Consider the following 24,255-nt stretch of genomic DNA (forward strand, 5'->3'; position numbering starts at 1 on the left):
GGGGGAGGCCGGGCGGGCCCGGCCGCCCCCTCCGGGGGAGACACCGCGTCAGAGCTCGGTCCGGCGGCGCCGGACCACGACGACGAGATCGACGACGGCGAACAGGGTGAGGATCCCGCAGGCCACCGCGAAGCCGGTGAGCGTGCCCCGGCTGGGGGCGCCGTACTCGGGTGCGTTGGCGGCCCAGATCGCGAAGGCCGCGGTCGCGAGGGCGAACAGCGGGGTGAACGTCAGCGAGAGCAGGTAGCGCAGCTTGAGATCGCTGCGGGCGGTGGCGGGTTCGGTGCCGCTCCGCCACCGGCGCGGAGTCGTGGTGCGCACGCCCGTCACCTCCTTCGGCGGTCTACGATTCCAGCGTACGTCCGGGCCGGGAAGCGGGGAGGCACGATGACCGAGGCGGACGCGGAGGGCTACGCGGGGCTGCGGGTGGAGCGGGCGCAGGAGCTGGCCCGCCGGCACGGCTGGGCCTCGGTCCGGGTGCTGCCGCCCGGCGCGGCGATGACCATGGACCACCGGGAGGGCCGGCTCAACCTCGCGGTGCGCGACGGGGTCGTGGAACGCTCCTGGGAGGGATGACCGCCGGCGCCGCCCGGCGGGCCCGGCGGGCGGCCACCCGCTGTTCGGCGGCGGTCACCAGGGGTTCGAGCAGCGGCAGCGCGAGCAGCACCAGCAGCCCGGCGGTCCAGCCGGCCAGCACGTCGGACACCCAGTGGGTGCCGAGGTAGACGGTGGTCAGCCCGACCGAGCAGGCGGTGGCGGCGGCGAGCACCGCGCCGGTGCGCCGCCAGCGGACGGCCAGGTAGGCGAGGACGCCCCAGGTGACGACGGCGTTGGCGGTGTGGCCGGAGGGGAATATGGTGCCGCCCGAGAACAGTTCGGGTGAGCCGACGTAGTGGGCGTAGTGCGGGCCCAGCCGGCCGGTGACGATCTTCACCGCGCCCACGGTGACGTTGAGCAGCAGCAGTGCGGCGCCCATCACCAGCAGCGGGCGCAGCCGCCGGAGCCGGTGGGCGCGCCAGCCGAGCCAGGCGAGGGCCGCGATCGCGGAGGGACCGCGCTGCCCGGCCACCACCCAGTTGTCGAGCAGCGGTCGCAGGCCGGGCCACCGTTCACGGGGGTGGAGCAGGCGGAGCGACCAGTCGAGGTCGACCAGTGCGGTGTCCAGCAGCACGCCGGCCACCACCAGCAGGTAGCCGAGGCAGGTGAGGGCGAGCAGGCCGGCGTGGCGCCGGCTCAGCGGCGGCCAGCCGGCGTCCCGGCCGGGCTCCCGGCAGGCGTCCCGGCCGGGCTGGGCGGGGGTGCGGCGCACGCGCTCACGGCGGGTGGTCCCGTTCTCCGGCAATTCACTCGGCGCTTGCACGCCGGTGACCATACCCACGGGGTCGGGGCCGCCGGCCGGGGAATTCGGAATTCTCCGGAAAGCATCGATGCGGCCGGAATCCGGTCATACAGGGATGCTTTTCCGATATTCTTCGATCGCTCGTACGTCCGGTATTCGGGCAGGCATTCCCAAGGGCGGGCAAAGCGAACGGAGCGGGAGACCGGCCGAGCCGGCTCCCACTCCGTGGTCACCCTGTGTAGGTCCGGTGCTCAGTCGAGGGGGCCGCCGGCCACGTAGATGACCTGGCCGGAGACGAATCCGGCGCCCTCGCCGGCCAGGAACGAGATGGTGTTCGCGACGTCCTCGGGCACGCCGACCCGCTGGACCGGAATCTGCGTGGCGGCCGCGCGCTTGAAGTCCTCGAAGTCCATGCCGACCCGGGCGGCGGTGGCGGCGGTCATGTCCGTGGCGATGAAGCCGGGGGCGACGGCGTTGGCGGTGATGCCGAACTTGCCGAGCTCGATCGCCAGGGTCTTGGTGAAGCCCTGGAGTCCGGCCTTGGCGGCGGAGTAGTTGGCCTGGCCGCGGTTGCCCTGGGCGGAGGAGGAGGACAGGTTGACGATCCGGCCGAAGCCGGCGTCGACCATGTGCTTCTGGACCGCGCGGGTCATCAGGAAGGCGCCGCGGAGGTGGACGTTCATGACCGTGTCCCAGTCGGACTCGGACATCTTGAAGATCAGGTTGTCGCGCAGAACGCCCGCGTTGTTGACGAGAACGACCGGGGCGCCGAGCTCGGCGACGATCCGGTCGACCGCGGCCTGCACCTGCTCGGCGTCCGAGACGTCCGCGCCGACGGCGATCGCCCGGCCGCCGGCCGCGGTGATCCGGTCGACGGTGTCCTTGCCGGCCGCCTCCTCCAGGTCGAGGACGGCGACGGCGTAGCCGTCGGCCGCCAGGCGCTCGGCGGTGGCGGCGCCCAGTCCGCGTGCGGCGCCGGTGACGACGGCGACCCGGGGGGCGGTGGTCTGCTCGGTCATGCTCGCTCTCGTCTCTCTCGGATCTGCGGGATCGTCGATCCCGCTCGGGTCTCGCCGGATCCGGTGCGGAGCGTCGCGGGGTCCGCGCGGGCGTCGCGCGGAGCGGCGGCTCGGGGCGGACCGTCGAGTGGCCACACCCTACCGGCGGGTAGGGTGCGCGGCCAGGGCGAAGCCGCAGGTGACCGAGGGTAAGGACCGGCCGGTCGGCTTTCTCCTGCGTTCGGGTTACTGTCGAGTCGGCACGGCGCGTAAATATGCCAATGTTGGCGAACCTGCGTCTACTATCCGCCCCCGCCTGCCAGCGAGGGCCTGCCGTTTGTATAGTGTCCGCCAGCAGCCACCGGCTGCACGGCTGGAGCGCCCTCCCTCACAGCGGGACGCCCACTCGCCGTTACTGCCCCACCCGGGTGTCCCACACACACCGGGTGTGACATCGGGACGGATACATGGTGCTGGGGGAGATCCCGACGACCCGCGTGTCCGCGCGACTGCAGCAGTCGCCCGGGCACCTCATCCGCGTTGCACAGCAGGTTCACACCCGTCTGTGGTCCGAACACGTCGGAGCCGACCTCACGGCTCCGCAGTTCGCCGTACTGCTGGTCCTGGCCCTCGAACCGGGTGCCGACCAGCGGACGGTCGGCGAGCGCGCCTCGCTGGACAAGGCCACGATGGCCGAGATGGTCGCCCGGCTGGTCCGGCGCGGTCTGGTGCTGCGACGCCGCGACCCGGCCGACGGCCGGCGCAAACTGCTCGCGCTCTCGCAGGGCGGTGCCCAGGCGGTGCGCGAGGCCACTGGCGGGGTGGTCCGCGTGCAGCGCACGCTGTTCGAGCCGCTCTCCCCGGAGGAGCAGCTGGAGATCGTGCGGGTGATGGCCAAGATAGCCAGGCTGGAGCCGGCCCAGGTCGCCGTCCTCAGCGACGCGCGACCGATGCTGGACGCCCAGCGGGCGATCGGCTACCTGATCCGGGTGAGCCAGCAGGTGCACACCAAGCTCTGGTCGGAGCACGTCGGTTCGGAGCTGACGGCGCCGCAGTACGCGGTGCTGGACGCGCTCGAACTGGAGCCGGGTGCCGACCAGCGGACGGTGGGCGAGCTGGCCTCGCTGGACAAGGCCACGATGGCCGAGATGGTCAGCCGGCTGGTCCGGCGCGGTCTGGTGCAGCGCCGGCGCGACCCCTCGGACGGGCGTCGCAACCTGCTGTCGCTCTCGCCGGCGGGCCAGGACCTGCTGCACCGCTCGGCCGCGGGCGTCGCCCAGGTCCAGCGGCTGCTGCTCGCCCCGCTGGAGGAGCACGAGCACGAGACCGCGCTGGCGCTGATCGCCAAGGCGGCGCGGTTCTAGGCTGGGAAGCACTGGAATCTCCAGCCAAAACGATTCGCCAACGTACTGAAGGCCGCCGACCCGGAAGAGGGAAGGCGGCCTTCGGGGTTGACTGACCCCCGGCGGTCGCGGTGACCGCCGGCCGGTCGCGGCCGGTGGCCGACCGCGACCGGGTGGGGCGTCAGTTCCAGTCGAAGCCCTGCGGGTCCGGGCCGATCCGCTGGCCGGTGGCGATGCCCGCGATCGCGGCGATGTCGGCCGCGTCCAGCTCGAAGCCGGCGACGTCCAGGTTCTCCTTGATCCGGGACGGGGTGACCGACTTCGGGATCGCGATGACGCCGCTCTGCAGGTGCCAGCGCAGCACCACCTGGGCGACGGTGCGGCCGTGCTTCTCGGCGATCTGCAGCAGCGCCGGCTCGGCGAGCAGGTCCTTGCCCTGGCCCAGCGGGCTCCAGGCCTCGGTGGCGATGCCGTGCTCGGCGTGGAAGGCGCGCAGCTCGTCCTGCGGGAAGTAGGGGTGCAGCTCGACCTGGTTCAGCACCGGGACGACCGAGGACTCGTCGAGCAGGCGGGTGAGCTGCTCCTGGCCGAAGTTCGAGACGCCGACCGACTTCGCCCGGCCGTCGGCGGCCAGCTGCTCGAACGCCTTCCAGACGTTGGCGTAGCTGCCGTGCATCGGGCGCGGCCAGTGGATCAGGTAGAGGTCCACGTAGTCCAGGCCCAGCTTGGCCAGCGAGGCGTCGAACTCGCGCAGCACCGCGTCGCGGCCCTGCTCGCCCGACCAGTCGCGGGTGCCGGAGTTCCACAGCTTGGTGGTGATGTAGAGGTCCTCGCGGGCCACGCCGCCGGCCAGCGCCTGGGCGATCGCCTGGCCGGTGCCGGCCTCGTTCTCGTAGATCGCGGCGGTGTCGATCGAGCGGTAGCCGGCCTGGATGGCGGCGTGCACGGCGGCGGTGGCCTCCGCGTCCGGGACCTGCCAGACGCCGAAGCCGAGCTGCGGGATCTGGGCGCCGTTGTTGAGGGTGACGCTCGGGATGCTGCTCACGGGAAGGGGTGCCTCCGGGTTGTCCAAGTGCTTCCAGTGCCAGAACCGGCTCCGTGTCCGGATTGTTCCCGGTTCGGGAAAGAAATTTCTGACGCGTGGTACCGGCGTGCGCAGCGGGTTGCGCCAGCGGGTTGTGGCGGGGTTGCGGCAGGGGTCCGTAAGCGGTGGCCGGTGGCCGGGGGCCGGGGGCGGTCGGGCGCGGAGGGGGGCGGGCAGGGGGCGCGCGCGGCGGGAAAACCTGTTGCGCAGGTCACACCGGGGTTGGCAGTCTCACTGCCATGACCTCCTGACCAGCTCGTCACGGCCGTGACCCCACCGGCCGGTCCCCCGTCGCCCCGCGCCACCCGCGCGGCCGCCTTCGTACGCCACCAGCGTCGCCGCACTCCCCGCGCCAACCGCCCGTACCATCCGCAACGGAGCGTCATGCCGCTCAAGACCCTGCCGCTGGCCGATCCCGGCAGTCCCGATCTGTCCTCCCCCCTCGCCTTCCTGCGCTGGCTCCAGCGCAGCCAGCGCCGCGGCCAGGTACTGGCCACCTGCTGGTCCGTGCTGGAGATGGGCTGCCAGGCGGCCCTCCCCGTCCCGCTCGGCCTGGGTGTCCAGGCCGCCGTCGACGGCGACGCCGCCGGCATCTGGCGGGCCGGCGGCCTCGCCCTGGCCCTCGCCGCCGTCGCCGCGCTCGGCACCGTCCTGCTGCACCGCCAGGCGGTGTGGAACTGGATCCACGCCGCGACCCAGGTCCGCCAGCTGGTGGCCCGTCAGGCCTCCCGGCTCGGCAGCGGGCTCGCCCGGCGGATCGCCACCGGCGAGATCGTCGCGGTCGGCAGCGGCGACGTCGAGAAGATCGGCTGGTACGTCGAGCTGGTCGCGCGGGTCCGCGGCGCGGTGGTCGTCTGGCTCGCGGTCAGCGGCGCCGTCCTCGTCACCGAGCCGCTGCTCGGCCTCGCCGTGCTGCTCGGGGTGCCGGTGCTGGCCGCCGCCGTCTGGCCGCTGCTCGGCCCGTTCGAGCGGCGCTACTCGGAGCAGCGCGCGCTCGGCGGCAAGGCCACCGAGCTGGCCGCCGACACGGTGGCCGGGCTCCGGGTGCTGCGCGGCATCGGCGGCGAGGAGCTGTTCCTCGACCGCTACCGGGCCGCGTCCCAGAAGGTCCGCGCCGCCGCCGTCCGGTCGGCCCGGGTCTGGTCCCTGATGCAGGCCCAGCAGATCCTGCTGCCCGGCCTGTTCGTGGTCGGCGTCAGCTGGTACGGCGCCCACCTGGCGGCCTCCGGCCGGATCGGGGTCGGCACCCTGGTCGCCGTCTACGGCGCCACCGCCTTCCTGGCCGCGCCGCTGCGCATCCTGGGGGAGGCTGCGCACGCCTGGAGCGTCGCCCGGGTCTCCGCCGGCCGGGCCGTCCGGGTGCTCTCGCTCAGCCGGACCACGGCCACCGCCGAGGCCGGGCTCTCCGGCCCCGGCCGGTCCGACCTGTACGACCCGGCCACCGGGCTGACGGCCCGGGCCGGCGAGCTGACCGCGGTGGTCTGCGGCGACCCGGACTTCGCCGGGGCGCTCGCCGAGCGGCTCGGCGGGCACGTCCCGCTGGCCGAGGGCGAGGAACCGGAGCCCTCGGTCCGGCTCGGCGGCACCGAGCTGGACGCCGTCCCGCTGGCCGAGGCCCGCGCGGCCGTCCTGGTCCACGACAAGGAGCCGGTGCTGCTCTCCGGCACCCTGGCCGCGCTGCTGGACGTCCCGTCCTCGGGCCGGGTCGCGCCGGCCGAGGCGCTGGCCGCGGCCCGGGCGGAGGACGTCCTTGACGCCCTGATGGACGGCTCGCCCGACTGCGGCGGGGACGCGATGCGCGCCGGGATCACCGAGCGCGGCCGCTCGCTCTCCGGCGGCCAGCGCCAGCGGCTGGCACTCGCCCGCTCGCTGCTGGCCGACCCGCCGGTGCTCGTCCTGGACGAGCCCACCAGCGCCGTGGACGCCCACACCGAGTCACGGATCGCCGCCGGGCTGCGCAAGAACCGGGAGGGCCGCACCACCGTGGTGTTCGCGACCAGCCCGCTGCTGCTCGACCAGGCGGACCGGGTGGTGCTGGTCCAGGACGGCCGGGCGATCGCTTCCGGCCGCCACCGCGAACTGATGCACACCGAGCCGGTCTACCGCGCCGTGGTCACCCGCGACGAGGAGCCGGCCCCGGTCGGGGAGGGCGTGTGACCGACCACCCCGCCGCACACCGGACGACCTACCCGCTGAGGAGCCTGACATGAAGCCCCCCGTCCAACGGGAACAGGGGCCGGCCGCCACCCTCCCGGTCGGCTCCCCGACCGCGGTCCGCGCCTACCTGCGGCTGCTCGCCCGGCGCCACCGGGCCGGCTTCTCCTCGGTGGTGCTGCTGCATTCGGTGGCCACCGTCGCCGGACTGGTCGGGCCCTGGGTGCTCGGCACCCTGGTCGAGTCGCTGGCCACCGGCACCGCCGAGTCGACCATCGCGGTCGCGGTGGCCTGGTACCTGCTGGCGCTGGTGGTGCACTCCGCGTTCACCTGGTGGTCGCGGCTGCGCGGCAGCATCCTCGGCGAGCGGGTGCTGGCCGACCTGCGCGAGGACTTCCTGGTCCGCTCGGTGGCGCTGCCGACCGGCGTCCTGGAGCGGGCCGGCACCGGGGACCTGGTCTCCCGGGGCACCACCGACATCGACCGGCTCGACAAGTCGGTCCGGGAGGCGGTGCCCGAGCTGGCCGTCGCCGTGGTGTCGCTGCTGCTGGTCATGGGCGCGCTGGTGCTCACCTCCCCACTGCTCGCGCTCACCGCGCTGATCGGCCTGCCGCTGCTGCTGGCCTCCTCGCGCTGGTATTTCCGGCGCGCCCCGCAGTCCTACCGCCACGAGTCGGCCGGCTACGCCGCGGTGAACACCGTGCTGGCCGAGACGGTCGACGCCGGGCGGACGGTCGAGGCGCTACGCCTGGGCGACGAGCGGGTCCGGCTGACCGACCGCAAGCTGGGCGAGTGGCTCGCCTGGGAGCGGTACACCCTCTGGCTGCGCTCGGTCTGGTTCCCGACCATCGACGCGGTGTACACCCTGGCCGTGCTCGGCACCCTGGTGCTCGGCGGCCTGTTCACCCTGCGGGGCTGGATCTCGGTCGGCCAGCTGACCACCGGGGTGCTCTACGCCCAGGCGCTCACCGCACCGGTCGACCTGATCCTGCGCTGGTACGACGAGCTCCAGATCGGGCAGGCCTCGCTGGCCCGGCTGGTCGGGGTCCGCGAGGTGCCCGAGCAGGAGACCGACGAGGACGCCAGGCCGAGCGGTCGCCGGGTCGAGGCGACGGACGTCCGGTTCGGCTACCGCGAGGGCGCCGACGTGCTGCACGGCATCAGCCTGGACGTCGCCCCGGGCAGCCGGGTGGCGCTGGTCGGACCGTCCGGCGCCGGCAAGTCCACCCTCGGCCGACTGCTGGCCGGGATCTACGCCCCCGGCCGGGGCACCGTCACGCTGGGTGGGGCCTCGCTGGCCCGGATGCCGGCCGAGCGGGTCCGGGCGCAGGTCGCACTGGTCAACCAGGAGCACCACGTCTTCGTCGGCACGCTGCGGGACAACCTGCGGCTGGCCGCGCCGGAGGCGGACGACACCGAGCTGCGCGGCGCACTCGACGCCGTGGACGCCGGCGAGTGGGTGGACGCGCTGCCCGAGGGCCTGGACACCGAGGTCGGCTCGGGCGGCACCGCACTGACCCCGCCGCAGGCGCAGCAGCTGGCGCTGGCCCGGCTGGTGCTGGCCGACCCGCACACCCTGGTGCTGGACGAGGCCACCTCGCTGCTGGATCCGCGGGCCGCCCGGCACCTGGAGCGTTCGCTCTCCCGGGTGCTGGAGGGGCGGACGGTGATCGCCATCGCGCACCGGCTGCACACCGCGCACGACGCGGACGTGATCGCCGTGGTCGAGGGCGGCCGGATCAGTGAGTACGGCAGCCACCCCGAGCTGGTGGCGGCGGGCGGTCCGTACGCGGCGCTCTGGCGGTCCTGGCGCGACGAGCGCTGAACCGGCCGGGCCAGCGCGACGAGCGCTGAACCGGCCGGGCCGGGGGCGGCTCTCCTGGGCGGCCCCCGGCCCGGCTCGGCGGCCCCGTCCGTCGCTCGGGCTGCCGTCCCCTGGCCGGGCTCCCTGGCCGGGCTCCCGGACCGTCCGCCCCCGGGCCGTCCGTCCCCGGGCCGTCCGTCCCTTGCCCGGCCGCGGTGGCGGCCCCGCCGGGCGGCCGGGGCGACGCGGTCGGAGGCCCGCGCGGTGGGTTGCCCCGTGCGGGCTACTCCCGGGCGCGTAACCGGAGAAATCCGCCGGTCGGATCGCAGACTGCGCGTGTGACCAAGATTTCAGACGGCTCGTCCGGCGCCAAGCGCAGCGAGATCGCCGGCATCCCCACCCGGTACATCGGGATCGGGGTCATCGTCGTGCTCGCGGTGTGGTTCCTGTTCGCCAACCTCGACAGGGTCCAGATCCAGTTCTGGGTATTCACCGTCACCGCCCCGCTCTGGATCGCCCTGCTCGCCACGCTGGTGGCCGGCGGCGCGCTGGGCTGGCTGCTGAAGGGCCGTCGCAGCAGGTGACGCCCGGGCCGCCGGCCCAACGGGTGACGCCCGGGCCGCCGGCCCAACGGGTGACGCCCCGGCCGCCGGCCCGGCGGCCCCGGTCTTCGTGCCGCTGATCGAGCCGCGCGGGGTCACCTGGCACTTCGGCGAAGGGGCCCGGCCGTGGGCCCGGCCGTGGGCCCGGCCCGTGGTTCCGGTGGGGTGGGTGCTTCGGCCGTAAACCATAGGTGCGCACGGGGTCAGGCCGGGCTCCTCCAAAGTCTGCTTATGATTGCCGGACTGCAGCGGAGCGGACGGGCGGAGGGGCAGTGGAGCCGGTATTCGATTCGCGGCACATCAGGACTTTCCACGAGGTCGTCCGGGCAGGCTCCTACTCGGCGGCCGCCCGCGAACTCGGCTACACCCAGCCCGCCATCACCCAGCAGATGAAGGCGCTGGAACGCTCCGTCGGCCTCCCGCTCTTCACCCGGGCCGGGCGCGGACTGCGGCTCACCGAAGCCGGCGAGGCGCTGGCCCGGCACGCCGAACAGATCCTCGGCAGCCTCTCGGCCGCCCAGCAGCAGCTCGCCGCGCTGGCCCGGCTGCGCGCCGGGCGGGTCCGGGTCTGCGCGTTCCCGAGCGCCAACGCCACCCTGATCCCCGAGGCGATGGCCCGGCTGCTGGCCGAGCACCCCGGCGTCCGGGTCGAGCTGCTGGAGGCCGAGCCGCCCGACTCCGTCCAGCGGCTGCTGCGCGGCGAGTGCGACATAGCGCTGGCCTTCCGCTACCCCGGCGTGGTCACCGAGCTGCCGGACGGCGTGGACGAGATACCCCTGATGGAGGACCTGCTCACCGTCCTGCTGCCGGTCGGCCACCCGCTCGGGCGCCGGCACGCCGTCCGGCTGTCCGACCTCGACGGCGAGCGGTGGATCGCCGGCTGTCCGCGCTGCCGGGCCAACCTGCTGCACGTCTGCGCCGAGGAGGGCTTCGCGCCCGACATCGTCTTCTCCACCGACGACAACCTGGCCGTGCAGAGCCTGGTCGCCGCCGGGGTCGGGATCGCACTGATGCCCGCGCTGGTGCTCTCCTTCATGTGCCACCGCAAGGTCACCGGGCGCGCGGTCGAACCGCACCTGCGCCGCCAGGTGAGCGCGTACGTGCTCCGCGAGCATCGCCGGATTCCGGCGACCGCCCTGGTGCTGGACCACCTGCGGTCGGCGGCCGCGGCCAGGGTCGGCTGCTGACGCCACCGCGATCCATAAGCGGAATTTTGCACACGGCTAACGAACCATCGTTGGACGTGATAGGTGGGGTACCGCGAACCTGCTGCCATGACACCCTCAGCCACGGTCGGCAGCGGCCGGCTCACCGAGCGTATGACCGCCCTGGTCGGCGAGGTCCGCGCGGTCGTGGACCGCGGACTGCCGCCCGAGCTCACCGCCTACCTGGTCGGCGAGCGCCTCGCCCCGCGCCTGCGCGAGAGCGACCTGCTCACCGAGGACCAGCGCGAGGGTGACCCGGACCGCTACCGCCAGCACCTCGTGCACGCCGAGCCCGACGGCGGCTTCTCCGTCGTCGCCCTGGTCTGGCTCCCCGGCCAGCACACCCCGATCCACGACCACGTCGCCTGGTGCGTGGCCGGCGTCCACGAGGGCCAGGAGAGCGAGACCCGCTACCGGCTGGTCTCCGACGGCCGCACCGCCCACCTGGTGGAGACCGAGCACGTGGTCGCCCCGGCCGGCAGCGTCGCCGCCTTCGCCCCGCCCGGCGACATCCACGTCGTCCGCAACACGGGCACCACCATCGCCCACTCGATCCACATCTACGGTGCCGACATCTCCCGCCTTGGCACCAGCGTCCGACGGACCTACCGGCTGCCCGCCGACGGCCGGAAGTGAGCACCCGGTGGCACTGACCGTCCGGGAGCGGCACGTCCGCACCCGCCTGCTCCCCCCGCTCGGCGGAGACGCCCCCGGCCTGCTGCTCGCCGCCGTCGGCGTCGCCGCGGCCCTCGCCGTCCACCAGGCCGTCCCCGCCGTGCCCAAGCTCACCGCGGCCGTGGTGCTCGGCATCGGCGCCGCGCACCTGCCCGGACTGCGCCCGGTCGTCCGCGGCGTCGCCCGCCCCGGCCTCTCCACGGCCGGGAAGCGGCTGATGCGGATCGGCATCGTCCTGCTAGGCCTCAAACTCTCCCTCGGCGACGTGCTCGGGCTCGGCTGGGCCACCGTGGCCATGGTGATCGCCGTGGTCGCCGCCACCTTCGCGGGCACCTGGTGGCTCGGGCGCCGGCTCGGCCTGCCCGGCGACCAGCCGCTGCTGGTCGCCACCGGCTACTCGATCTGCGGCGCCTCCGCGATCGGCGCGGTCAGCCAGGCCGCCGGCAGCGACGAGGAGGACGCCGCCGCCTCCGTCGCCCTGGTCACGCTCTGCGGGACCCTCGCCATCGCCGTCCTCCCGCTGCTCCAGCACCCGCTCGGGCTCGGCGAGGCCGAGTTCGGCCGCTGGGTCGGCGCCAGCGTGCACGACGTCGGCCAGGTGGTCGCCACCGCGCAGACCGGCGGGGCCGGCGCGCTGCGGGAGGCCGTCCTGGTCAAGCTGATGCGGGTGATGCTGCTGGCACCGCTGGTCGCCGGCGTCGTGGTCGCGGTGCGCCGCTCGCGGGCCGGCCGGGGCGAAGGCGAGGGCAAGGCCGCCCGGCCGCCGATCGTGCCGCTGTTCGTGGCCGGCTTCCTCGCCATGATCGTGCTGCGCACCACCGGCGTGCTGCCCGACCGGGCGCTCACCCTCGCCGCGGACGCCCAGGAGCTGCTCCTGGCCGCCGCCCTGTTCGGCCTCGGCAGCGCCGTCCACCTGCCCACCCTGCTGCGCACCGGCGGGCGGATCGCCCTGCTCGGCCTGGCGTCCTGGGTGATGATCGCCGGCGTCTCCTACGCGGGGGTACTGATCACGACGTGACCCGGGGCGGGCGCGGCCTCGGCTATTGTCGGGCGGGTAGTCCGTGCACCCGAGTCTGCAGGGGAACCCGAATGTCCACCGCACTGCCCGAACGGGACGGTCACGACGCCGTCGTCACGCTCGACCGGCGGGAGGGCCCCTTCGGCGAGGTGGTCCTGCGGCAGCGGGGCCAGCACTTCGAGATCATCGCCAACGGCTGCTTCCTGATGGACACCGCCGACGGGCGCTCCGAGCGGCTGCTGGTCCAGGCCGCACTGGACGAGCTGGACCGCGCCGGCACGGCCCCGATCCGGCCCTCGGTGCTGATCGGCGGGCTCGGCGTCGGCTTCTCCCTGGCGTACGCGGCGGCCGAGCCGCGCTGGGGCCGGATCGCGATCGTCGAGCGCGAGACCGCGATCATCGACTGGCACCGGACCGGCCCGCTGGCCGCGTTCTCGGCCGGTGCGCTGGAGGACGTGCGGGTCGAGGTGCTCCACACCGACCTGCTGGAGTACCTGGCGGCGTCGGACGGCGAGCGCTACCACGCGCTCTGCCTCGACATCGACAACGGGCCGGACTGGACGGTCACCGACTCAAACGCCGGGCTCTACGGCGCGGACGGGCTCGCGGTGCTCCGGCAGCGGCTGCAGCCCGGCGGGGTGCTGGCGGTCTGGAGCGCGCAGCCCTCCCCGGCCTTCGAGGAGGCGCTGCGCGCGGCGGGCTTCTCGGACGTGGCCACCCACGAGATCCCGGTCGCCCGAGGGGTGCCGGACGTCGTGCACCTGGCCCGCCGCACCGGCTGACCTGCTGCACCGCCTGGCCTGCCGCGCCGGTCGAGCGGGCGGCGGCGGGCCGGCCGGATCCGAGAGGTGGCCCGAGCTACTTGAGGCCGTTGTCGACCGCGGCCATCAGCTCACCGTTCGCGGTGTCGCCGTCGAACGACCAGACCATCGCGCCGGCCAGCCCCTGGGACTTGATCCAGGCGGTCTTGCGGGCGATCTCGGTCGGGTCGTCGTAGGTGTAGAGCACCGTGCCGTTGTAGAGGTAGGCGAAGCCGGCCACCGGGTCCCGGTAGAGGGTGTAACCGCCGCTCGTGGCAAGGTCCTTGAGCTTGTGGTAGTCCTCGAAGCCGTTCTCGTAGCTGCCCGGCGCCGGCCCGGTGGCGCTCTGGAAGAGGCCGTTGGTGGTGCCGCGCGGCACGCCCGTCCAGCCGCGGCCGTAGAACGGGACGCCCAGGGTGAGCTTGCTCTTCGGGGCGCCGCCGTTCACGTACGCGTTGATGGCGATCTCGGAGCTGAACCGGCGGTCGGGGGTGGACGGGTCGCCGGCCGCGACCTTGAGCGCGGACTGCTGGTTGGTCGTCATCTCCCAGGCGCCGTGGTAGTCGTAGCCCTGGATGGTGGCGAAGTCGAAGGCGCCGAACAGGCCGGGCACGTCGATGCCCGCGGTGATCTTCGCCGGGTCGGCCGGGAGGAAGGCGCTCAGCGTGTAGTGCTTGCCGGTGGTGGCGCCGAGCGCGTCCAGCTGGCGGCGGAACTCCTGGGCCAGCAGCGTGTAGTTGGCCTTGTCGGCGGGCTTGAAGATGTTGCCCAGGTGCCCGTCGGAGTTCGGCCACTCCCAGTCGAGGTCGATGCCGTCGAAGATGCCGGCCGCGCTGCCCGCGCCGCCGCGGCCGTCGATGACCGGCAGGTTGCCCTTGAGGTACAGGTCGATGCAGGAGCTGACCAGCGCCTTGCGGGAGGCGTCGGTGGCGGCCGCGTCGGAGAACCACTTGCTGTACGACCAGCCGCCGATCGAGATCTGGATCCGCAGGTTCGGGTACTTGGCCTTGAGCTGCTTCAGCTGGTTGAAGTTGCCGGCCAGCTTCTGGTCCCAGGTGTCGGTGGTGCCGGCGACCGAGTTGCCCGCGTCCCAGCCCTTGCCGTAGTCCGCCCAGGCGTCACCGGCGCCGTCGCCCGCGTTGGGGTCGGAGTCGTTCCCGGCCGCCTTGTTGGTGATGAAGCACTGCTTGGTGGTCGGGTGGATGTTGGCGAAGGCGTAGTTGAGCGTGGTGAGCCGCCCGGCCGAGCCCGAGGTGTCGAGCCTCTTCACGCTGTAGCCGCGGGCGTAGATGCTCCACTGGGTGAAGTAGCCGATCTTCAGCGCCCCGGGGTTGGTGCCGCCCGGCTTGGTCTTGCCGGTCACCGGGCCGGAGGCGGGCGAGACGTTCCCGGCCGCGTCGCGGGCCTTCACGGTGAAGGTGTAGGAGGTGTCCGGCGCCAGGTTGCCGACGGTGGCGGACGGCGTGGTGACGGTCGCGGCGAGCGCGGTGCCGTTGTAGACGTCGTAGGCGGTGACGCCGACGTTGTCGGTGCTGGCCGCCCAGCTCAGCGAGATGCTGTTGGCGTCCGAGCCGGTGACGGCGGGGGTGCCGGGGGTGGTCGGCGGCTGCTTGTCCGGGTCGACCGGCGGCTTGGTGGTGGCGCCGACCGGGCCGGCGGCGGCCGAGCGGTTGCCCGCGGCGTCGAAGGCCTGGACGGTGAACTGGTAGGCGGTGCCGGCGGTCAGGCCCTGGACGGTGACGGCGGTGGTGGCGCCGTCCGTGGTGGCCACCTTGGTGCCGCCCTGGAACACGTCGTAGCCGGTGACCGCGACGTTGTCGGTGCTCGCCGTCCAGGAGAGGTCCACGGTGGTCTGGGTGGTGGCGCCGGCCTGGAGGTTGCCCGGAACGCTGGGCGCGACGACGTCCCCGCCGCCCCCCTCGCAGGGCAGGCCGTTCAGCTTGCAGTTGAGCAGCGGCTTGTAGGCGCCCGAGTAGGCGATGTTGAAGCCGAAGTTGTACGTGCCGCCGGGCGGCAGGCTGCCGGCCCAGCTCGGGTTCTTCACGGTGACGTGCGAACTCGCCGTGGTGTAGGTCGCGTTCCAGAGGGAGGCGACCGTGTTCCCCGAGGGCAGGTCGAACTCCAGCGTCCAGCCGTTGAGTGCGGTGCTGGAGCCGTTGGTGATGGTGTAGCCGCCCTCGTAGCCGCTGCCCCAGTCGCTGCCCTTGGTGAAGGACGCGGTGGCGGACGCTGTGGCGGACCCGGAGGCGGCGTGGGCGGTGGTGGCGGGGAGGGTGGCGGCGAGCAGCGGGACGAGCAGGGTCCCGGCTGCCATCAGCGGAAGACTGATCCGACGTCTGCGCATGGATGTGGCTCCTGTCCTGGGGGCCCGGGCAGGCCCGGACGCCCCGTTACCCGTGGGGAGGTGTCAGGTGCGTGGAGCAGCGTGCTCCGGGCCATGGGGGCGGCGCGGAACCGGGGACCTCGGGCCGTCGGGGTGCCGCGGAGGATCCTGAGCCGAGAGTAGGGAGCGGACCGGCAACTGGCAATAGGTCTGTACCAGTTGGCGGTCGCCCCGGCCGCCGGGCCGGGCGGGGCGGGCGGTGAAACGACGGTGCCGGGCCCGACGACACGATCGTCGGGCCCGGCACCGTCGGCTCACCGCAGGGCCTAGCCGAACGGGCTGTTCTCGGGTGCGGCGGCGGGGGCTTCCGCCGGCGGGGCGAGGGTGTCGGCGGCCATGGGGGCGAAGGGGTTGAAGTCCGGCGGCGGGACCATCACCGGCGTGCCCTTGGGCTTGCGGTCCGGATCGTCCGCGGTGTCCTCCACCGGCAGGGTGACGGTCGGCGCCGGGACGGCCGGCGGTACCGAGGGCGGCGGCGGGACGGGCGCGGACGACTGCGGGAGCGTGGTGCCGAACGGGTCGCTGGGCTGCTCCGGCACCACCGTGCCGAACGGGTCGGACACGGGGGCGGCGGCCGGCGCGGCGGGCGCGGCCGGGGCGAGGGTGCCGGCGGCCATGGGGGCGAAGGGGTTGAAGTCCGGCGGCGGGACCATCACCGGCGTGCCCTTCGGACGGTCGTCCGCCTCCGCGCCGGGCACGGTGGTGTCGGTGAGGGTCGGGGCCAGCGGCGCGAACGGGTTGAAGTCCGGCGGCGGGACCATGACGGGCGTGCCCTTGGGGGCCTGCTCGGAGTCGGCCGCCGGGCCGTCGTCCGGGACGAGGATCGGCTGGGTGGGGGTCGGCTCGGCGACCGGGGCGAAGGGGTTGAAGTCGGCCGGGGGGACGCGCACCGGCGTGCCGCGCAGGTGCACCGGCAGCGGGGTGGCGTCGGCCGGGGCCGGATCGGCGGACACCGGCGGCAGCGGCGGGACGTCGGCGGTGCCCGCGTCCGCCGCAGCGCCCGGTGCCGTGGGAACGCCGGCGGGCGGCGTCGCCGGGGCGGCCGGGGCCGGTGCCGGGGCCGGGGGGGTGAGCTTCCCGGCCACGCCGTCCCAGCCGAACTGGATGCTCTTCAGCAGTTCGGCGAGGACCCCGGTGTACAGCTCCCAGTCCTGAGCCCGGCCGGTGGCCAGTTGGACGCAGAGCACCGTCACACCGTCCGGCAGCGGGACGAACGCCTCCGCGACCGAGGTGACCGTCCAGCGGCGCTGTCCGTCCGCGGCCAGCACGGCGGGCACCGGGACGCTGCGCCCCTCGACCAGGACGGCGGCCGGCCCGGCCGGCAGCAGCACCGTCCAGACCTCGGCGTGCCGGCGCACCGTGGCCAGCTCGGTGGCGAGCCCGGTGATCGGCAGCGGGTGCTGGGCGAGCGCGACGGTCAGGGTCGCCTCGCTCGGGCGGCCGTCCACCTCGACCGCGCAGACGCCGGCGTAGACCGTGCCCGAGGCGGTGACGGTGTCGGCCAGGGCGGCGGAGACCACCGCGAAGTCCCGGCGCGGGGCCGGGCCGGTGCCGCTGAACAGCTCCTCGGCGACCTCGGCCAGATGGGCGGTCAGCTCGGCGGTGGCCGCGCCGGTCACCGGGTCGGTGCCCTTGGCGAGGGCCGGGGCGTCCGGGCCCGCAGGGTCGGCGGACACCGTGCGCGCGGAGACACCGGGCGGGCCGCCCGGGGAGGTCAGCGGGTGGAAGCCGGGCGGCACCACCAGACGGACCTCGGCGCCGGCGCCGGTGGCCAGCTCGACGGGCTCCCGGGTCTGCTGCCCGGCGGCGAGCTCCGCCAGCGCCGGGGCGAACGGCGGTCGCAGCTTGGGGTCGGCGGCCTCGCCGGTCACCGGCAGCTCGAAGAGCGCGGCCGTGGCGGTGCCCCGGTCGGCCACGACGCCGCGCACCGCGCCGCCGCCGAAGCGGGCGAGCAGGGCGTCGGCGGTCGCTGCGGAGAGCGGGGCGCCGGTGCCGGGACGGGCGGTGCCGGCGGTGACCACGGTGCCGAGCCGGTCGACGGCGTCGTGCACCGGACCGTTGGGCGCCAACCGCAGGTTGAACAGGGTCTCGGCGGCGGGGTGCGCGCCGGACCGCAGCGCGGTCAGCGAGGCCGCCGGGTGGCGCGAGGCGTGCGGCTCGAAGAGGGCGTCCACGAGGGCGCCGAGCGTCGCGGAGACCTGCTCCGCGGCGGCGAAGGCGTTGGCCTCCGTCGTGAACTGGCCGTCCTGGGTCAACTGATGAGCCCCCGCTCTGCGCGTGCCTTCGGTGGTCTGGTGGTTCGGGCACGCGCTCGACCGGCATGCCGTCAGATCCGTGCACATTCCTATCAGAGGGCGCTGTCGCGGCAGAACCGGCGGCCCGTCAGGCCGGTGTCGGCCGGGCCGGTGCGGTTCGGGGCCGGTGTGGTTCGGGCCCGGTGTGGTTCCGGGCCGGCGTCCGTCAGGCAGGTGCGGTCGGGGCCCGCGTCCGTCAGGCCGGATCCGGGCCGGCCGGCCCGGGCTCCGCGGCGGGCTCCGGCGGGGCGGGCGGGGGCACCACGGCAAGGGCGGTGACCGCCTCGGCGATGCCCGGAACGGTGAAGAGCCCGGCGAGGTCCCGCACCAGCCGCCCGGTCGGGCCGTCGGGGCGCTCGCCGGCGAAGAACCCGGCCATTTCGACGGCCAGCGCGGGCTCCCGGGCGGCGGTCAGGGTGAGCGAGGCCACGAACTCCTGGACCAGCTGGAGCTGCAGCCGCTCCAGCGGCAGCGAACGCTCGGCCAGCCACTCCAGCGAGGTGATCTCGGCGTTGGCGATCCAGGCCCGCACGGTCAGCCGCAGGCCCGCGCTGGGGGACGGGACGGCCAGGTGCGACAGGATCTGCTCGTGCGCGGCCTGCCGGACCTCGTCGATCACCGCGGACGTCCCGGCGCTGGCGGCCACCGAGCCGCCTCGCAGCAGCGCGGCGAAGCCGGGGCCGTGGCTCTGCACGAAGTCCAGGTAGCGGCCCATCACCCGGTACAGGCGCTCGGAGAGGGGGCCCTCGGCCGGTTCCTCGAACCGGGCGGCCAGCTCCCGGCCGGCCCGGCGCAGCGACTCCTCGTACAGCGCCTGCTTGCCCGGGAAGTAGTGGTACACCAGCGGCCGGGAGGCGCCGGCGGCGGCCGCGATGTCGTCGATCGACACCTCCTCCGGCGGGCGGCGGCTGAACAGCTCCAGCGCGACGGCGATCAGCTGCTCCCGCCGCTCGTCCACGCTGAGCCGTCGCCGCGGCCGGTCGCCGCCCTTGTCCGCACGGGCGGCGGCTTTTCCGGCAGCCTTGCCGGCAGCTGCTGCGGTGGCCTTGCCGGCGGCCGGGCCGCGGTCGGCGCGCGCGGACGGGGGCGTGGCCGACGGCGTACGGGAAACCATGCGCGCCACCCTATCCGTCCGGGTCCCGGCCGGTGGATCTCGGCGGTGAGCCGGTGCCGGGCCGGGCTTCACCCGCGTGGCCGGCGCCCGCCCGGGGGCCGTGCCCGACCGCCCGGGCGGGGCCCCGGCCGGGCGGCGTCACCCGGCCCGACCGGCCTGCCACGCGCGGTAGCGCCGGTAGGCCTCCAGGCCGTCCGGGACGAAGGTGTCGCGGGCGAGCCGCTCGTCCAGCTCGGCGGGGGTGAGCCAGGCGTGCCAGGCGACCTCGGACTCCTGCGGCGCGACCGGGCCGTCCCACTCGGCCTCGTAGACGTCGCACCACCAGGAGAGCCCGTCCCGGCCGAAGAGGAACTTGAACAGCGGGCGGGGCTCGACCCCGCTCACCCCCAGCTCCTCCTCGGCCTCCCGGACGGCGGCGCTCGCGTACGTCTCGCCGGCGCCCACCACGCCGCCCACGAACATGTCGTACGCGCCGGGGGCGAACAGCTTGGTGTCGGTGCGCCGGTGGACGAAGAGCCGCCCGGCGGGGTCGCGGACCAGGATGAAGACGCAGCGGTGCGTCAGCCCGTCCCGGTACACCTCCCCGCGCAGCGCGGTCCCGATCACCCGGTCGTGCTCGTCGACGACGTCCAGCAGCTCTTCGGCAGGGTTGGTCATGACCGACAGGTTAGGGTTTCGGAGTCGGTTCGAACGGTTCGAACGGTACGGAAGGCCAGGACGGATCGAGCGGGCGGAATGGCCCGGACGATCCGGATCGTTCCCATGATTCGGACGCTGGCGCATGCGGGCGGCGCGGGCACAGGGCGACGGTCGGACGAGACAGGGCGGCACGCGGTGGTGGAGATCTGGGGCGAGACGGCCGAGGGCTTCGAGCCGGTACGGGAGGCCTTCGGGCGCAACTTCCGCGAGTACGGCGAGCTGGGCGCGGCCTTCGCGCTCTACCTGCGCGGCCGCAAGGTGGTCGACCTGTGGGCCGGCGACGCCCGTCCCGAGGTCGGCGGGCGGCCCGCGCCGGCCGTGCCGTGGACGGCCGACACCGGGCAGGTGCTGCGCTCCGTCACCAAGGGCCTCACCGCGACCACCGCACTGCTGTTGGCCGAGCGCGGGCAGCTCGACCTGGACGCGCCGGTCGCCTCGTACTGGCCCGAGTTCAAGGCGGCCGGCAAGGACCGGGTGCCGGTGCGCTGGCTGCTCTCGCACCAGGCCGGGGTGCCCGCGCTCGACGTGCCGCTGCGCCTGGAGGACGTGCTCACCTGGGAGCGGGCGGCGGCCGCCGTCGCCGCCCAGGCGCCCGCCTGGGAGCCGGGCACCGCACACGGCTACCACCCGTACACCTTCGGCTGGCTGGTCGGCGAGGTGGTCCGGCGGGTGAGCGGGCGGACGATCGGCCAGTACTTCGCCGAGGAGATCGCCCGGCCGCTCGGCCTGGACCTGTGGATCGGCCTGCCGGCCGGCGCCGCGCCCCGGGTCGGCCGACTGGTGGACCTGCCCGCGCCGGAGGCCGCCCGGACCGGGCCGAGCGGGCTGCGGCTGCGCCCCAAGCAGTCGGTGCGGGACGCCTACCAGGACCCGGCCTCGCTGACCGCCCGCGCCTTCGCCTCGGTCCGCCCCGGCGTGGACCTCAACGACCCGGCGGTGCAGGCCGCCGAGATCCCCGGCGCGGGCGGGATCGGCACCGCCCGCTCGGTGGCGCGCTTCTACGCGGCGCTGATCGGCGCGGCGGACCGGCACGGTGGGGCCCCCGGGGAGACGCACCCGCCGCTGCTCGGGCCGGAGCTGCTGGCCCGCGCGGTCGGACCGGTGGTCAGCGGGCCGGACCGGGTGCTGATCGTCAACTCGACGTTCGGCCTCGGATACTTCCGGCACAGCCCGACCGCGCTGATGGCCTCGCCGGCTAGCTTCGGCCACCCGGGCCGCGGCGGGTCGCTCGGCTTCGCCGACCCGGACCTCGGGATCGGCTTCGGCTACGTCACCAACGGCATGCAGCCCGGCGTCACGGGGGACGTCCGCTCGCGCAACCTGATCCGCGCGGTGCGCGGCTGCCTCGGACTCGCCTGACGGCCCTCCCCGGGAGGCCCGGAGAGGGCCGGAGAGGCCCGTCAGGCCCGGAGAGAGCCGTCGGACCCGGAGAGGCCCGTCAGGCCTGGCCGGTCTCGAAGCGGCTGATCTTCCCGCCGTCGACGGTGAAGCGCCACGCGGTGCGCATCTCGCCCCAGGTGTCGTTCCGGTAGTTGGCGACCAGCGCGTGTCCGTTCTGGGTCTCGGACTGGACGTCCAGGTGGCCGCTGCTGGAGAAGATCTCCCGCTCGGTCCAGTCCTCGACGTCTCGGTCCGAGCCGTCGTCGGACATCGTCGCGCCGGGGGTGAGCGCGTCGAAGAAGGCGGTCCGGTCGCCGGCGTTGAGCGCGGTGACGAAGGCCCGGACGGCCGGGTCGGTGAGCTTGGCGGTGGCGATGGTCATTCAGGTCTCCCTGGAAAGAGAAGGGTTGGGCCTCCTCCTGTCTAGGGCGTCGCCCGGGCGTGTCCGGGCGTGTCGGCGGCGTGTCGGCGATTTTCGGCTTTCTTGTGCTTAGATCCCGTTACGGGCGATTTGTCCGTTGACGGGAGTCCTGCGGGCCACGGGGAGTGGCGACGGAGTGGGAAGTCGGCCGGCCCGACTTCCCACTCCGCGATCTCGGACCCCGACCGGCGCAGCCCAGCTCGGCCCGGCCCGGCGCGGCGCAGCCCGGCGGGGCACCGCCTAGAAGAAGCCCAGGGCGTCGGGGGAGTAGCTGACCAGCAGGTTCTTCGTCTGCTGGTAGTGCTCCAGCACCGCCTTGTGGTTCTCCCGGCCGATCCCGGAGTTCTTGTACCCGCCGAAAGCCGCATGGGCGGGGTAGGCGTGGTAGCAGTTGGTCCAGACCCGGCCGGCCTGGATGGCCCGCCCGGCCCGGTACGCGGTGTTGCCGTCCCGGGTCCACACCCCCGCGCCGAGCCCGTAGAGGGTGTCGTTGGCGAGGGCGATGCCGTCCTCGAAGTCCTCGAACCGGGTGACGGAGAGGACCGGGCCGAAGATCTCCTCCTGGAAGATCCGCATCCCGTTGACGCCCTCGAAGACGGTGGGCGTCACGTAGTAGCCGCCGGCGAGCGAGCCGCCGAGGTCCGCGCGCTCGCCGCCCGCGAGCACCTTGGCGCCCTCGGCCTGGCCGACCTCGATGTAGGAGAGGATCCGCTTCAGCTGGTCGTCGCTGACCTGGGCGCCGATCTGGGTCTCGGTGTCCAGCGGGTTGCCCTGGCGCATCGCCCGCACCCGTTCCAGGCCGTCGGCGAGCAGCCGGTCGTAGACCTCGGCCTGGATCAGCGCCCGGCTGGGGCAGGTGCAGACCTCGCCCTGGTTGAGGGCGAACATCGCGAAGCCTTCGAGCGCCTTGTCGTAGAAGGCGTCCCGCTCGGCCGCGACGTCGGCGAAGAACAGGTTCGGGCTCTTGCCGCCGAGCTCCAGCGAGACCGGGATCAGGTTCCCGCTGGCGTACTGGGAGATCAGCCGGCCGGTGGTGGTCTCGCCGGTGAAGGCGATCTTGCGGATCCGGCTGCTGGAGGCCAGCGGCCGGCCGGCCTCCAGGCCGAAGCCGTTGACGACGTTCAGCACGCCGGGCGGCAGCAGGTCGGCTATCAGCTCGACCAGCAGCAGGATCGAGGCGGGGGTCTGCTCGGCGGGCTTGAGCACCACCGCGTTGCCGGCCGCCAGCGCCGGGGCGAGCTTCCAGACCGCCATCAGGATCGGGAAGTTCCACGGGATGATCTGGCCGACCACACCGAGCGGCTCGTGGAAGTGGTACGCCACGGTGTCCTCGTCCAGCTGCGAGATGCCGCCCTCCTGGGCGCGCAGCGCCCCGGCGAAGTAGCGCAGGTGGTCGACGGCGAGCGGGAGGTCGGCGGCCAGCGTCTCGCGGACCGGCTTGCCGTTCTCCCAGCTCTCCGCGACGGCGAGCTCCTCCAGGTGCGCCTCGATCCGGTCCGCGATCCGCAGCAGCACCTGGGCGCGCTCGGCGGGCGAGGTGCGGCCCCAGGCCGGGGCGGCGGCGTGGGCGGCGTCGAGCGCGGCCTCGACGTCCTCGGCGGAGCCGCGGGCTACCTCGGTGAAGACCTCGCCGGTGACCGGGCTGGGGTTCTCGAAGTACTCGCCGCGGACCGGGGGCGTCCAGCCGCCGCCGATCCAGTGCTCGTAGCGGGAGCGGTAGCGGACGATGGAACCGGGCCGCCCGGGGGGCTGGTAGACCGTCATGCTCGGGTGCCTCCTGGCGTAGTCGGGGGCACCGCCGCGGCCGCGCGGGGCCGGGCGGCGCGCCGGACCGCGGACCCGGGGCCCGAGCGGTCCGGCGGAGGGTACGGACACGCACGTGGGCGGGGCGCCGCCGGGGCGCCCGCGCCGTCGAGCACCCTAGCCGGGGACGGCGGGCCCGGCTACGGTCCGTCCGCGGCCGCTGTACGGAGGGTGGTGGTTTCCGGCCGTTTTCGGCCGGCGGGCGGCCCGGGCCGGCGCGCTCAGGCCGTCAGGTAGCGGCCGGTGCGGGACTCCCAGGTGAGGTAGCCGGCCAGCCAGGTGACCAGGCCGTCGGCGTAGCGCTGGGCGAGGATCCGCTCCACCCGGGCCAGGCCGAGCTCCCGGTGGACGGCGGGCAGGCGGTCGTGCAGCTCGCCGCAGCGCTCGACCATCAGCTGGGCCTCGGCCATCACCACGGCGCAGGCCTCCTCGGCCGAGCAGTCCCGCTCGCGCTGCACGATCATCACCAGGTTGTTGACGTCGCCGCGCGGCGCCTCCAGCGGGAACGACCGCACGTCGTTGCTCAGGGACGGTATGTCGGCGGCGAGCTGCCGGAGTTGACGGAGCACGGGGTGGTGGAGGACGGCGGCGGGCACCTCGAAGTTGCCGAGCCGCTCCACCATGTCGAAGATCGTCTCCATCGCGGCGGTGCCCCGGCGCAGGGCCAGGTAGCCGTCGCGATCGGGCGGCCGTTCGGAGATCCGGCCGGCGGCCTCGGCGGGGTGACTCGCCAGGTACCACTCCCAGTTGTACGCGGCGCGCGCCTGCCAGCGCGCGGGCATGCCCCGCACGCTGCGCTCCCAGAGGTCGGTGAAGGCGGTCTCGACCGCGGAGGACCGGCTCGGCCGGGCACCGTGCAGGACGGCGATCAGCCGTTCGCAGATCGGTGCCACCTCGGTGGGGCGCCGGCCCAGCGGCCCGTCGAACTGGTCGTCGAAGAGGAAGTAGAAACCCATCAGGTCCGCGGCCAGCGCGAGTTCGTCCGGCCCGGCATCGGGGTAGCCGAGTGCGGCGAGGGACACCACGTCCCAGTGCGCGTAGGAGGGCTGGTCGGGGTCGGAGAGCAGCGGATGCCGCAACAACCACGCGCGGTGCAGTTCGGCGGCGTACCGTCCGTGAGGACTGCGACGGTGCGGGAA

The 24,255-nt window shown here is 74.5% G+C and carries 21 protein-coding genes; 10 read left to right on the forward strand and 11 right to left on the reverse strand.

Features of this window, described 5'->3' with window-relative positions:
* Positions 1 to 48: 48 nt before the first annotated feature.
* On the reverse strand, positions 49 to 321 hold the full coding sequence (locus RMN57_RS30785; protein ID WP_313766560.1) for a DUF6343 family protein: 273 nt from the start codon (positions 319 to 321) through the stop codon (positions 49 to 51).
* Between the two features lie 66 nt (positions 322 to 387).
* Between RMN57_RS30785 and RMN57_RS30790 the strand changes: the two genes are divergently transcribed.
* On the forward strand, positions 388 to 576 hold the full coding sequence (locus RMN57_RS30790) for an I78 family peptidase inhibitor (protein WP_313766561.1): 189 nt from the start codon (positions 388 to 390) through the stop codon (positions 574 to 576).
* Here the strand turns inward: RMN57_RS30790 and RMN57_RS30795 are convergent.
* Positions 527 to 1,360 (reverse strand): phosphatase PAP2 family protein, encoded by an 834-nt coding sequence (locus RMN57_RS30795; RefSeq protein WP_313766562.1) that lies wholly within the window; start codon positions 1,358 to 1,360, stop codon positions 527 to 529. The genes RMN57_RS30790 and RMN57_RS30795 overlap by 50 nt on opposite strands.
* Positions 1,361 to 1,590: 230 nt before the next feature.
* Entirely contained in the window at positions 1,591 to 2,358 is a 768-nt protein-coding gene (gene fabG, locus RMN57_RS30800) for a 3-oxoacyl-ACP reductase FabG (protein ID WP_313766563.1), read from the reverse strand.
* A 446-nt stretch (positions 2,359 to 2,804) separates the two neighbouring features.
* Here fabG and RMN57_RS30805 point away from each other — a divergent pair, with 446 nt between their 5' ends.
* Complete coding sequence (locus tag RMN57_RS30805; protein ID WP_313766564.1) at positions 2,805 to 3,701, forward strand: MarR family winged helix-turn-helix transcriptional regulator; 897 nt, start codon at positions 2,805 to 2,807, stop codon at positions 3,699 to 3,701.
* Positions 3,702 to 3,861: 160 nt separating this feature from the next.
* Here the strand turns inward: RMN57_RS30805 and RMN57_RS30810 are convergent, their stop codons facing one another.
* Positions 3,862 to 4,725: an aldo/keto reductase gene (locus tag RMN57_RS30810; RefSeq protein WP_313766565.1), complete on the reverse strand. Its 864-nt coding sequence runs from the start codon at positions 4,723 to 4,725 to the stop codon at positions 3,862 to 3,864.
* Positions 4,726 to 5,148: 423 nt separating this feature from the next.
* Here RMN57_RS30810 and RMN57_RS30815 point away from each other — a divergent pair, with 423 nt between their 5' ends.
* From RMN57_RS30815 to RMN57_RS30845, 7 genes are all read left to right on the forward strand, one after another.
* Positions 5,149 to 6,921 carry an ABC transporter ATP-binding protein gene (locus RMN57_RS30815; RefSeq protein WP_313766566.1) on the forward strand — a complete coding sequence of 591 codons (1,773 nt, stop codon included), beginning with the start codon at positions 5,149 to 5,151 and terminating at the stop codon, positions 6,919 to 6,921.
* Between the two features lie 49 nt (positions 6,922 to 6,970).
* The gene (locus tag RMN57_RS30820) at positions 6,971 to 8,743 is read left to right on the forward strand and encodes an ABC transporter ATP-binding protein (RefSeq protein WP_313766567.1); all 1,773 of its coding nucleotides are present in this window, start codon (positions 6,971 to 6,973) and stop codon (positions 8,741 to 8,743) included.
* Positions 8,744 to 9,060: 317 nt separating this feature from the next.
* Complete coding sequence (locus RMN57_RS30825; protein WP_313766568.1) at positions 9,061 to 9,306, forward strand: LapA family protein; 246 nt, start codon at positions 9,061 to 9,063, stop codon at positions 9,304 to 9,306.
* Between the two features lie 290 nt (positions 9,307 to 9,596).
* On the forward strand, positions 9,597 to 10,511 hold the full coding sequence (locus tag RMN57_RS30830) for a LysR family transcriptional regulator (protein ID WP_313766569.1): 915 nt from the start codon (positions 9,597 to 9,599) through the stop codon (positions 10,509 to 10,511).
* Between the two features lie 87 nt (positions 10,512 to 10,598).
* Complete coding sequence (locus tag RMN57_RS30835) at positions 10,599 to 11,165, forward strand: cysteine dioxygenase family protein (RefSeq protein WP_313766570.1); 567 nt, start codon at positions 10,599 to 10,601, stop codon at positions 11,163 to 11,165.
* 13 nt (positions 11,166 to 11,178) lie between these two features.
* Entirely contained in the window at positions 11,179 to 12,222 is a 1,044-nt protein-coding gene (locus tag RMN57_RS30840) for a putative sulfate exporter family transporter (RefSeq protein WP_313768027.1), read from the forward strand.
* A 71-nt stretch (positions 12,223 to 12,293) separates the two neighbouring features.
* Positions 12,294 to 13,004 carry a spermidine synthase gene (locus tag RMN57_RS30845; protein ID WP_313766571.1) on the forward strand — a complete coding sequence of 237 codons (711 nt, stop codon included), beginning with the start codon at positions 12,294 to 12,296 and terminating at the stop codon, positions 13,002 to 13,004.
* Between the two features lie 76 nt (positions 13,005 to 13,080).
* Here the strand turns inward: RMN57_RS30845 and RMN57_RS30850 are convergent, their stop codons facing one another.
* The 4 genes from RMN57_RS30850 to RMN57_RS30865 all read right to left on the reverse strand — a co-directional run bounded on the left by RMN57_RS30850 (position 13,081) and on the right by RMN57_RS30865 (position 19,470).
* A complete protein-coding gene (locus tag RMN57_RS30850; RefSeq protein ID WP_313766572.1) occupies positions 13,081 to 15,336 on the reverse strand; it encodes a glycoside hydrolase family 18 chitinase in 2,256 nt (751 codons plus the stop codon).
* 335 nt (positions 15,337 to 15,671) lie between these two features.
* Positions 15,672 to 17,660, reverse strand: coding sequence for a hypothetical protein (locus RMN57_RS30855; RefSeq protein WP_313766573.1), 1,989 nt, complete (start codon positions 17,658 to 17,660; stop codon positions 15,672 to 15,674).
* A 235-nt stretch (positions 17,661 to 17,895) separates the two neighbouring features.
* On the reverse strand, positions 17,896 to 18,813 hold the full coding sequence (locus tag RMN57_RS30860; RefSeq protein WP_313766574.1) for a TetR/AcrR family transcriptional regulator: 918 nt from the start codon (positions 18,811 to 18,813) through the stop codon (positions 17,896 to 17,898).
* A gap of 138 nt (positions 18,814 to 18,951) precedes the next feature.
* Positions 18,952 to 19,470 (reverse strand): NUDIX domain-containing protein, encoded by a 519-nt coding sequence (locus tag RMN57_RS30865; protein WP_313766575.1) that lies wholly within the window; start codon positions 19,468 to 19,470, stop codon positions 18,952 to 18,954.
* Positions 19,471 to 19,647: 177 nt separating this feature from the next.
* On the opposite strand from RMN57_RS30865, the gene RMN57_RS30870 reads away from it, so the two are divergent.
* The gene (locus RMN57_RS30870; protein WP_313766576.1) at positions 19,648 to 20,871 is read left to right on the forward strand and encodes a serine hydrolase domain-containing protein; all 1,224 of its coding nucleotides are present in this window, start codon (positions 19,648 to 19,650) and stop codon (positions 20,869 to 20,871) included.
* A 79-nt stretch (positions 20,872 to 20,950) separates the two neighbouring features.
* Here RMN57_RS30870 and RMN57_RS30875 read toward each other — a convergent pair whose 3' ends face one another.
* The 3 genes from RMN57_RS30875 to RMN57_RS30885 form a co-directional block, all read right to left on the reverse strand.
* Entirely contained in the window at positions 20,951 to 21,274 is a 324-nt protein-coding gene (locus RMN57_RS30875; RefSeq protein WP_313766577.1) for a nuclear transport factor 2 family protein, read from the reverse strand.
* 279 nt (positions 21,275 to 21,553) lie between these two features.
* Entirely contained in the window at positions 21,554 to 23,077 is a 1,524-nt protein-coding gene (locus tag RMN57_RS30880; RefSeq protein WP_313766578.1) for an aldehyde dehydrogenase family protein, read from the reverse strand.
* 260 nt (positions 23,078 to 23,337) lie between these two features.
* Positions 23,338 to 24,198: a terpene synthase family protein gene (locus RMN57_RS30885; RefSeq protein ID WP_313766579.1), complete on the reverse strand. Its 861-nt coding sequence runs from the start codon at positions 24,196 to 24,198 to the stop codon at positions 23,338 to 23,340.
* Between the last annotated feature and the right edge of the window lie 57 nt (positions 24,199 to 24,255).

The sequence above is a fragment of the Kitasatospora sp. CM 4170 genome, assembly GCF_032110285.1.
Classification (GTDB): domain Bacteria; phylum Actinomycetota; class Actinomycetes; order Streptomycetales; family Streptomycetaceae; genus Kitasatospora; species Kitasatospora aburaviensis.

Coding starts and splice junctions, on each gene's coding strand:
- RMN57_RS30790 (WP_313766561.1), top strand. CDS start 388: ATGACCGAGGCGGACGCGGAGGGCTACGCGGGGCTGCGGGTGGAGCGG.
- fabG (WP_313766563.1), bottom strand. CDS start 2,358: ATGACCGAGCAGACCACCGCCCCCCGGGTCGCCGTCGTCACCGGCGCC.
- RMN57_RS30805 (WP_313766564.1), top strand. CDS start 2,805: ATGGTGCTGGGGGAGATCCCGACGACCCGCGTGTCCGCGCGACTGCAG.
- RMN57_RS30815 (WP_313766566.1), top strand. CDS start 5,149: ATGCCGCTCAAGACCCTGCCGCTGGCCGATCCCGGCAGTCCCGATCTG.
- RMN57_RS30820 (WP_313766567.1), top strand. CDS start 6,971: ATGAAGCCCCCCGTCCAACGGGAACAGGGGCCGGCCGCCACCCTCCCG.
- RMN57_RS30835 (WP_313766570.1), top strand. CDS start 10,599: ATGACACCCTCAGCCACGGTCGGCAGCGGCCGGCTCACCGAGCGTATG.
- RMN57_RS30845 (WP_313766571.1), top strand. CDS start 12,294: ATGTCCACCGCACTGCCCGAACGGGACGGTCACGACGCCGTCGTCACG.
- RMN57_RS30850 (WP_313766572.1), bottom strand. CDS start 15,336: ATGGCAGCCGGGACCCTGCTCGTCCCGCTGCTCGCCGCCACCCTCCCC.
- RMN57_RS30860 (WP_313766574.1), bottom strand. CDS start 18,813: ATGGTTTCCCGTACGCCGTCGGCCACGCCCCCGTCCGCGCGCGCCGAC.
- RMN57_RS30865 (WP_313766575.1), bottom strand. CDS start 19,470: ATGACCAACCCTGCCGAAGAGCTGCTGGACGTCGTCGACGAGCACGAC.
- RMN57_RS30875 (WP_313766577.1), bottom strand. CDS start 21,274: ATGACCATCGCCACCGCCAAGCTCACCGACCCGGCCGTCCGGGCCTTC.
- RMN57_RS30880 (WP_313766578.1), bottom strand. CDS start 23,077: ATGACGGTCTACCAGCCCCCCGGGCGGCCCGGTTCCATCGTCCGCTAC.